The organism is Clostridium cuniculi (genome assembly GCF_004353185.1).
Lineage (GTDB): Bacteria > Bacillota > Clostridia > Clostridiales > Clostridiaceae > Clostridium > Clostridium cuniculi.
Genome location: NZ_SMUS01000069.1, coordinates 1 through 7863, shown reverse-complemented (window position 1 = coordinate 7863; position 7863 = coordinate 1). Strand labels below are relative to the sequence as shown.

Below are 7863 nucleotides of genomic sequence, written 5' to 3'. Positions count from 1 at the left end.
AGATGAGATTTCCCATAGCATAAGCTAGTAAGACCCCTTGAAGAACACAAGGTTGATAGGTCAGAGGTGTAAGTGCGGTAACGTATGTAGCTGACTGATACTAATAGGTCGAGGGCTTGACCAATAAATAGAATAATTCATGTGCAATTTTTAGAGAATAATTTCTCAAAAAAGTTATTGACATAAAATAATGTTTAATGTATAATAACGTATGTAATCTGGTGATGATGGCGTAGAGGAAACACTCCTTCCCATTCCGAACAGGAAAGTTAAGCTCTACAGCGTCGATGGTACTGCACGGGAGACTGTGTGGGAGAGTAGAACGTTGCCAGGTAATAAGGATCTTTAGCTCAGTTGGTTAGAGCAACCGGCTCATAACCGGTCGGCCCGGGGTTCGAGTCCCTGAAGGTCCACCATTTCTGGGGGTATAGCTCAGTTGGGAGAGCACTTGCCTTGCACGCAAGGGGTCAAGGGTTCGAATCCCTTTACCTCCACCAAAAGCTACGATTTATATCGTAGCTTTTTTATTTTTATTGAATTTAAATTAAAATTAATATGAAATCATTCTTTTATATAATTTTTATTATTATGAAGGGATGTTTTTTTATTTATATAATTATTAATAAATAAAAAAATTCAAATAGAAAAAAGTGAGAAATATATAATATTATGTCGTAAAATAAATTTAAATTTATTATTGTTTTTTTGTTATGATTTTAATAAAGTATTATATAATAGTGTTATAACATTTATAAGATTAGAATTATATAAAAAACTTGTTAAGTATTCTTATCATAATATAAGAATGGGAGTGGTTGTGTGGAAAAGAAAATAAACTTAGAAGAAAAAATTATTCAATTAAAACTTGAAAAGAGAGATTTAGTTTTAGCTGGAAAAAGTACAAGCAAGATAGATGAAGAAATTGACAATATAAAAAATGAGTTGGATAAATTATCAGTAGGAGTAAAATAAATTATTTTAATACTTAATCTTTAAGCATATTATATAAAAATATATCATAATAATTTCTGAGGGAAGTATATTTCTATTTAAATATAGGAGGGAATATTTATGATAAGAACTGTGGTATGCGAAAAGGAAGGTTGTTCAGGAAATACTTTTTTTTTAGAAACTCAAGGAAATAATTTAGTTTTAACATGTGAACATTGTAAAGGTAAATACGAGTTTGATATAAGTTATTATGATTTTATCATACTATCTAATTGTTCTAAATGTAATAATGATACTTTTAAAGTATTTAGGGATACAGAAAAAGAAGGAATATACGCAAAATGCGTAGAGTGTGGTTCAACACCAGAGAAAATATATATTGATTCAGATGGAATACAAGTATCTTATGAGGCCAAGTTGTTAAATGATATAAAAGAGATTATGTATTTATTAGAACAAAGGATATGTAATTTAGAAGTAAAATTACAAGACTTAGAAAGTAGTCAAGGAATTCTGGAGGAGTCATTAGCTTATATAAATAGATATTTAGTAGAAAAAAATTAAATTGTTTTTTTTATCTAACTAATACATGAATTAAGGAGAAGAAGATGAAGAACAAAAGACTTATAATTAGTTGGATCCTTTTAATTGGATGGATGTTATTAATATTTTTTATGTCAAATCAACCAGCGGATATTTCGACTAAGCAAAGTGATTTAGTAATAAAGTTATTTTCTGCTATAGGAATTGACTTAAATACTCATTTTGGAGAACTTGCTTCATTTGCTGTAAGGAAAGCTGCCCATTTTACAGAGTATTTTATATTATATTGTTTTTCTATTGCTGTTTGTAAATATTATGTTGATATAAAAAAAGCAAGAATTTATTGTTTATTTATTGTATTAGGATATGCAATTAGTGATGAAATTCACCAATATTTTATACCAGGAAGAGAAATGGCACTTAGAGATGTAGCAATAGATTTTTCAGGTGGAGTTTTAGGTTTTATAGTTAATTGGATTATTTATAAAATTAAATTTAATAGGAAGGATAATTCTAATCAGAGAGAAAAAGTTGTAAGTTAATTACTGAAGATAGAACTATAACATAATATAAAAATATTAAATTAGTTTTTATAGTTCCTAATATCTATTCTAAGGAACTAATTAATAAAATATGATTTTAAGTTATATAGACTTATACTAAAGATTGAAAATTTAGTATAAGTCTTATTTTTATATTAAGTTTAATTAACGATAAATACTTTAAGTGGATTTTAATAAATTTAAGAATAATAGGATGAAGGAAATTATGTACTATTTGCAAGCTGAAGTTCATAAAAATTAAGTATAACTTTAATAATAGTTACCAATAAAACGATAATTAATTAATCTATATAAAGAAAGGTGGGTGAAAGATAATACTAAGATAGTATTATCATCATGTTATGAAAGACTATAATTATAAAAAACTTAGGAATGTAGGTTTAATAGGTCATGGAGCAACAGGAAAAACATCTTTAGCAGAAGCTTTATTATTTTACACAAATAATACTGATAGATTAGGAAAAGTTGAAGAAGGTAATACAGTTATGGATTATGAACAGGAGGAAAAGAAAAGAGGAATATCTTTATCAACTTCAGTTGCATCATTTGAAGAAAATGATACTAAAATCAATATAGTTGATATGCCAGGATATTTTGATTTTCAAGGTGAGATGTATCAAGGCATGAGAGCTGTTGATATAGCTACAATTGTAGTATGTGCTGTGTCAGGAGTACAGGTAGGAACAGAAAAAGCTTGGGATTATTGTGAAAAAATAAAATTACCAAGAGCATTCTTTATAAATAAAATGGATAGAGAAAACTCAGATTTTGATAAGACATTAGAAGAAATGAAAAATAGCTTTGGAATGAGTATAGTTCCTATTCAGTATCCTATAGGAAAAGAAAGTAGCTTTAGTGGTATAGTGGACGTTATATCCAAAACAGCAGTAAAGTATAATTCGAAAAAATCTAAAGTAGAATCAACAGATATACCAGATGAATTAGTTGATAAAATTGAAGAGTTTAAGCAAATGATAATGGAAGCTGTTGCTGAAACAGATGAAGAGCTATTAGATAAATATTTAAATGATGGTGAGTTATGTGATGAAGATATTTATGCCGGATTAATAAAAGGATGTGCACAAGGTGAAATAGCGCCAGTATTATGTGGTAGTGCATTAAAAGTAATAGGAATAAAATCAATGATAAATAGTATAGTACAATGCTTTCCATCACCAGAACATTCACTTCCTCAAAAGGCGGTAAATCTAAATAACAATGAAGAGGTTTTCATAAAACCGGATGAAAACAAGCCATTTTCAGCGTTAGTATTTAAAACTATTGCAGATCCATTTGTGGGTAAAATATCTTTATTTAGAGTTATGACAGGAAAGATTAATGGTGAGTTAACTGTATTAAATCCAAATAAAGAAAAGCAAGAAAAACTAAATCACTTATTCTTTATGAAAGGAAAAAATCAAATTCCAACTAAAGAAATAGTTGCAGGAGATATTGGTGCGGTTTCAAAATTACAATATACAGCAACTGGAGATACATTATGTAGTGAAGATTTTAAAATAATATATGATAAAATAAATCTACCTAAAGCAGTAATGCCTATGGCAATATTACCAAAAGCAAAAGGTGATGAAGAAAAAATATCATTATCATTATCTAAATTAATGGAAGAAGATCCTGTTTTTAAATTAGAAAGAGATGTTGAAAATGCAGAAACTATAATTTGGGGATTAGGAGAAACTCATTTAGAGGTTATAGCTAGTAGAATAAAAAGTAAATTTGGTGCAGATGTTATTTTGCAAGAGCCTAAGGTACCATATAGAGAAACAATAAAAGGTATTTCTGATGTTCAAGGAAAGCATAAGAAACAATCTGGTGGTCATGGTCAATATGGGGATGTAAAGATAAAGTTTGAACCAAGACAAGATGGAGAATTAGATTTACAGTTTGTAGATAAGGTTGTTGGAGGGGCTGTTCCAAGAAACTTTATTCCGGCAGTTGAAAAAGGATTAAGAGATTGTATAGCTAATGGTGTATTAGCAGGATATCCTGTTGTAGGATTAAAAGCTACATTATATGATGGTTCTTATCATCCAGTAGATTCATCAGAAATGGCATTTAAAGTTGCTGCTTCCATTGCATATAAAAAGGGATTAGAAGCAGCTAAACCAATTTTACTTGAACCAATAATGAATGTTAAAATTTTAGTTCCTGATAGTTATATGGGAGATGTAATGGGTGATGTAAACAAGAGAAGAGGAAGAGTGATAGGAATGGAACCAGAAGGAAAGTTGCAAAAAATTATTGCAGAGATTCCTATGGCAGAAATGTTTAGTTATGCTACAGATTTAAGATCAATGACACAAGCTAGAGGGACCTTTACTAGTGAATTTTTAAGATATGATGAAGTACCAGCTAGTGAAGTTGTAAAGATTTTAGATGAGGTTAGAGCCTTAAAAGAAGAAGCTTAAAGATAATTTTAATATGCCTATTAAGAAACTATGAAAATATAGTTCTTAATGGGCTAATATATTTTAAATTAAATATAGAAGGAATAAAATAATAAATATTTACATAAAATAATGGCAGTTAGGAGAAGTTTTTTAATTTATGGGGGTAAAAAACGATAAATAGGAGGGTAAAAATGCCAGACTATAAAATGGATATAAGAGGAAATTTAGGCCTTAGTGAATATAGTGATATTTATGATTATATGGGGATAGTAGATAAAAATGATAATTTTACTATAACTCTAGATAATTCTAATAGGCAACATATAAATATAATTACCTCCATGTTAAAAGAAAGTAATTTTTCTATATTAGAAGAAGGTATAAATAATTCAGGAGATTATTATATTAGTGCTAATAAATATAAATAGAAAATCTCTAAGGTTTTTTACTTTAGAGATTTTTATTTGTAAAATTTATTGAAAAATTAAACAGAAAATATATGTAAATGTGGGAATAATGAGGTTATAATTATTGTATATGGGTTAAAATGAGGTGAATTAAATGAATAGTGATAGAATTAATGAAGACTCAATAGAATTTAAGTTAGGTAAGATATTATGTAATAATAAATTAACTATTTCAACAGCAGAATCATGTACCGGAGGTATGGTAGCAGCTAAATTAATTTCATATCCTGGTATATCAGCTTCTTTTTTAGAGGGAGCAATAACTTACTCTAATGAGGCTAAGATGAAAAGACTTGGTGTTAGAAAGGAAACACTTGATGCTTATGGAGCAGTAAGTGAAGAAACTGCTAGAGAAATGGCTGAAGGAATAGCAAGGGTAAGCTCTTCCAATACATCTATAGCCACTACAGGAATAGCGGGCCCAGGTGGTGGAACAGATGAAAAACCAGTTGGATTAGTTTATATAGCTGTACATGTAAATAATAAAACAATAATTGAAAAATGTAATTTTAGTGGAAATAGGGAAGAGATAAGAATTTCGGCAACTAACCATGCTTTAAAAATGCTTAAAGATGAGCTTGAAAATCAAAATTATAAATAGGTTTAATCAAACAAAAATAATCCCATTAATATATTAATAACATTAAAGGGATTATTTTTGTATATAAATAAAATGGGGGAGAGGCGATTAACTATGAAGTTTAAAACTTCATTTATATTATTGTCACTAATTAAAATTAATATACATTAGGTAAATAAAATATTTAAAAAAAGGAGAGATATATGAAAAAAGTATCGAGAGCAAACACGTATTTTTTAATAATTATATTATTACAATTATTCTTACCAGTACATTTAATATTTAGATGGTTTAATATTACAGATAGTAAGACAATGTTACTTATTAGTCATGTTATAACATTTATTTTCCCAGCTATTATATATTTAATTATTACAAAGCAATCTGCAAAAGATGTATTAAAGTTGAACAAGCTTTACTTTAAGGATGCACTATTAATAATATTATTAGCTTTTGTATGCCAACCAATAATGACATTCTTTTCTTTAATTTCTCAGTTCTTTTTTGAAAATGAAATTGGAAATTTTGTAACGGGCATAGTAGATTCTCCATATATAATTTTACTTTTGCTTATAGCCGTATTACCAGCTATTACAGAAGAAATTACAATACGTGGAGTAGTCTTATCTGGATATGAAGATAAAAATATTTATTTAGCAGCTTCTATAACAGGATTATTATTTGGAATAATGCATTTAGATCCACAACAATTTTTATATGCAGCAGTTTTGGGATTTGTATTAGCATTAGTAGTAAGAATAACTAATTCAATATTTGCATCAGCATTAATACACTTTTTAATAAATGGAACATCAATAACATTACAGAAATTATTATCTTTTATTCCAGAGAGTACTTCAGTTATGGAGCAAGCAACAGAGGTTAGTTTAAGAAGTTTGGCAGTTTCAGAAAAGATATTTATGGCTATTTTTTATGGATTAATAGCATTAGCATTCGGGATAGCTGCATATTTTATAATTAGAAAATTAGCAGAATTAAATATTAGAAGAGGAATAATAAGTCAGGATGAATTAAGTATAAAATATAATAGAAGTAATGAAAGAGTATTTAATATTCAATTTATAGCTATTATAATAATTTATTTATTATATATGATGGCAGATATAATATTTAAATATTTATTTTAGTATATAAAAACAAGACCGAAGTAATATTACCTCGGTCTTGTTTAATGATAATAAATTTTAACGATATACTGATGGTGTACTTTGAGATTGTTGATAAATAAATGAAAAATCATCTTTATTAATCCAACCTCTACAATTATAATTGCTATCAATAGGTAAATTTACATAGAACCAAGTTTTATCATTTATAATAGCACTATCTAAAATTTTAACTTCCATTTTTATGTTTAATACTTTAACTTTAGGAGAATCTGTAATTGGAGCAAGAAAAACAGTTGTATTAGAATTAGTTATAGCAGCTTTAGCAGTAGGAGTTAAAAATTGTATATTTACATTTTGGTTTTTAGTTAAAGCATTTCTATATTCATTTCTAATATTATTAAATTGATTAGAAGTTCTTAATATCCTTTTTTTCGCTATAGTTAATTTTTTTTCATAATAAAAATACATAAATATAATAATGAGTATGAGTATTAAAAATATAAAATATTTCAAGGTTACCTCCAGAATAAATGTTATATAATATATTTATATTTAACTAGTAATAAAAAATTACCTTAAATTTATTTCTTGTATTATAAGTAGATTATAAATAAATTTATAAATTTATAAAAAAGTATTTGACATAATGTTTAATAATATGTATAATCAAATTATCAAGGCTCGATAGCTCAGTCGGTAGAGCAGAGGACTGAAAATCCTCGTGTCCCTGGTTCGATTCCTGGTCGAGCCACCAGGAAAGCAACTTACTATAGTAAGTTGCTTTTTTTATGTTATGAAAAAATAAAACAATTAAATTAAAGTTTTTAAAAGGTTAATTTAATCTTTAAATGAAGTAAAAAATAACCTTTTACAAAAGATACTATATAAGATAAAATATAAAATATAAAAATTTCATTTATTGTTAAGTTTAAATTAAGATATAATTAATAATTAGGGTATATAATTTATTTATAGCTAAAAAAGGGGGAAGAGATATGATAGAAAAAATAATACTTTCAGAACAAGATTATGAATATTTGACTAAAGGAATAGCAATTGGGGTTGGAATAGGAACTTTAGTAGGATTATTATTAGAAAATGTTATTTTAGGTTTTGCTTCAGGAGGGGTTATTGGAATTATTTTATCTCTTATATATTCATGCTATAAAAAAGTCAAAAAAAATAAGAAGTTAGCTGATTAAATGTATATCTGTCTCT

General features: G+C 27.0%; 9 protein-coding genes, 3 tRNA genes and 2 rRNA genes. 13 read left to right on the top strand and 1 reads right to left on the bottom strand.

Going from position 1 to position 7863, the window contains the following annotated elements; all coding sequences use genetic code 11:
* The 11 genes from EJJ37_RS19170 to EJJ37_RS19125 form a co-directional block, all read left to right on the top strand.
* Window positions 1-124, top strand: a 23S ribosomal RNA gene (locus EJJ37_RS19170); the annotation flags it as partial.
* Window positions 125-217: 93 nt separating this feature from the next.
* A 5S ribosomal RNA gene (gene rrf / locus EJJ37_RS19165) occupies window positions 218-334 on the top strand.
* Between the two features lie 5 nt (window positions 335-339).
* Window positions 340-416 (top strand) — tRNA-Ile (locus EJJ37_RS19160).
* 5 nt (window positions 417-421) lie between these two features.
* A tRNA-Ala gene (locus EJJ37_RS19155) sits at window positions 422-497 on the top strand.
* 322 nt (window positions 498-819) lie between these two features.
* Window positions 820-972, top strand: a complete 153-nt coding sequence (locus tag EJJ37_RS20520; RefSeq protein ID WP_166484844.1) for a hypothetical protein — start codon at window positions 820-822, stop codon at window positions 970-972.
* Between the two features lie 99 nt (window positions 973-1071).
* A complete protein-coding gene (locus tag EJJ37_RS19150; protein ID WP_133017047.1) occupies window positions 1072-1515 on the top strand; it encodes a hypothetical protein in 444 nt (147 codons plus the stop codon).
* Window positions 1516-1559: 44 nt separating this feature from the next.
* On the top strand, window positions 1560-2036 hold the full coding sequence (locus EJJ37_RS19145) for a VanZ family protein (RefSeq protein ID WP_133017046.1): 477 nt from the start codon (window positions 1560-1562) through the stop codon (window positions 2034-2036).
* Window positions 2037-2398: 362 nt separating this feature from the next.
* On the top strand, window positions 2399-4486 hold the full coding sequence (gene fusA, locus EJJ37_RS19140) for an elongation factor G (RefSeq protein WP_133017045.1): 2088 nt from the start codon (window positions 2399-2401) through the stop codon (window positions 4484-4486).
* A gap of 173 nt (window positions 4487-4659) precedes the next feature.
* Entirely contained in the window at window positions 4660-4896 is a 237-nt protein-coding gene (locus tag EJJ37_RS19135; protein ID WP_133017044.1) for a hypothetical protein, read from the top strand.
* A 133-nt stretch (window positions 4897-5029) separates the two neighbouring features.
* Entirely contained in the window at window positions 5030-5536 is a 507-nt protein-coding gene (locus tag EJJ37_RS19130; RefSeq protein WP_166484843.1) for a CinA family protein, read from the top strand.
* 182 nt (window positions 5537-5718) lie between these two features.
* Window positions 5719-6663, top strand: coding sequence for a CPBP family intramembrane glutamic endopeptidase (locus EJJ37_RS19125; RefSeq protein WP_133017043.1), 945 nt, complete (start codon window positions 5719-5721; stop codon window positions 6661-6663).
* A gap of 57 nt (window positions 6664-6720) precedes the next feature.
* Here the strand turns inward: EJJ37_RS19125 and EJJ37_RS19120 are convergent, their stop codons facing one another.
* On the bottom strand, window positions 6721-7158 hold the full coding sequence (locus tag EJJ37_RS19120; RefSeq protein WP_243124925.1) for a hypothetical protein: 438 nt from the start codon (window positions 7156-7158) through the stop codon (window positions 6721-6723).
* 165 nt (window positions 7159-7323) lie between these two features.
* Between EJJ37_RS19120 and EJJ37_RS19115 the strand changes: the two genes are divergently transcribed.
* Together EJJ37_RS19115 and EJJ37_RS19110 are read left to right on the top strand one after the other, a co-directional pair.
* Window positions 7324-7399, top strand: a tRNA-Phe gene (locus tag EJJ37_RS19115).
* A 241-nt stretch (window positions 7400-7640) separates the two neighbouring features.
* Complete coding sequence (locus EJJ37_RS19110; RefSeq protein WP_133017042.1) at window positions 7641-7847, top strand: hypothetical protein; 207 nt, start codon at window positions 7641-7643, stop codon at window positions 7845-7847.
* The last annotated feature ends 16 nt before the right edge of the window (window positions 7848-7863 follow it).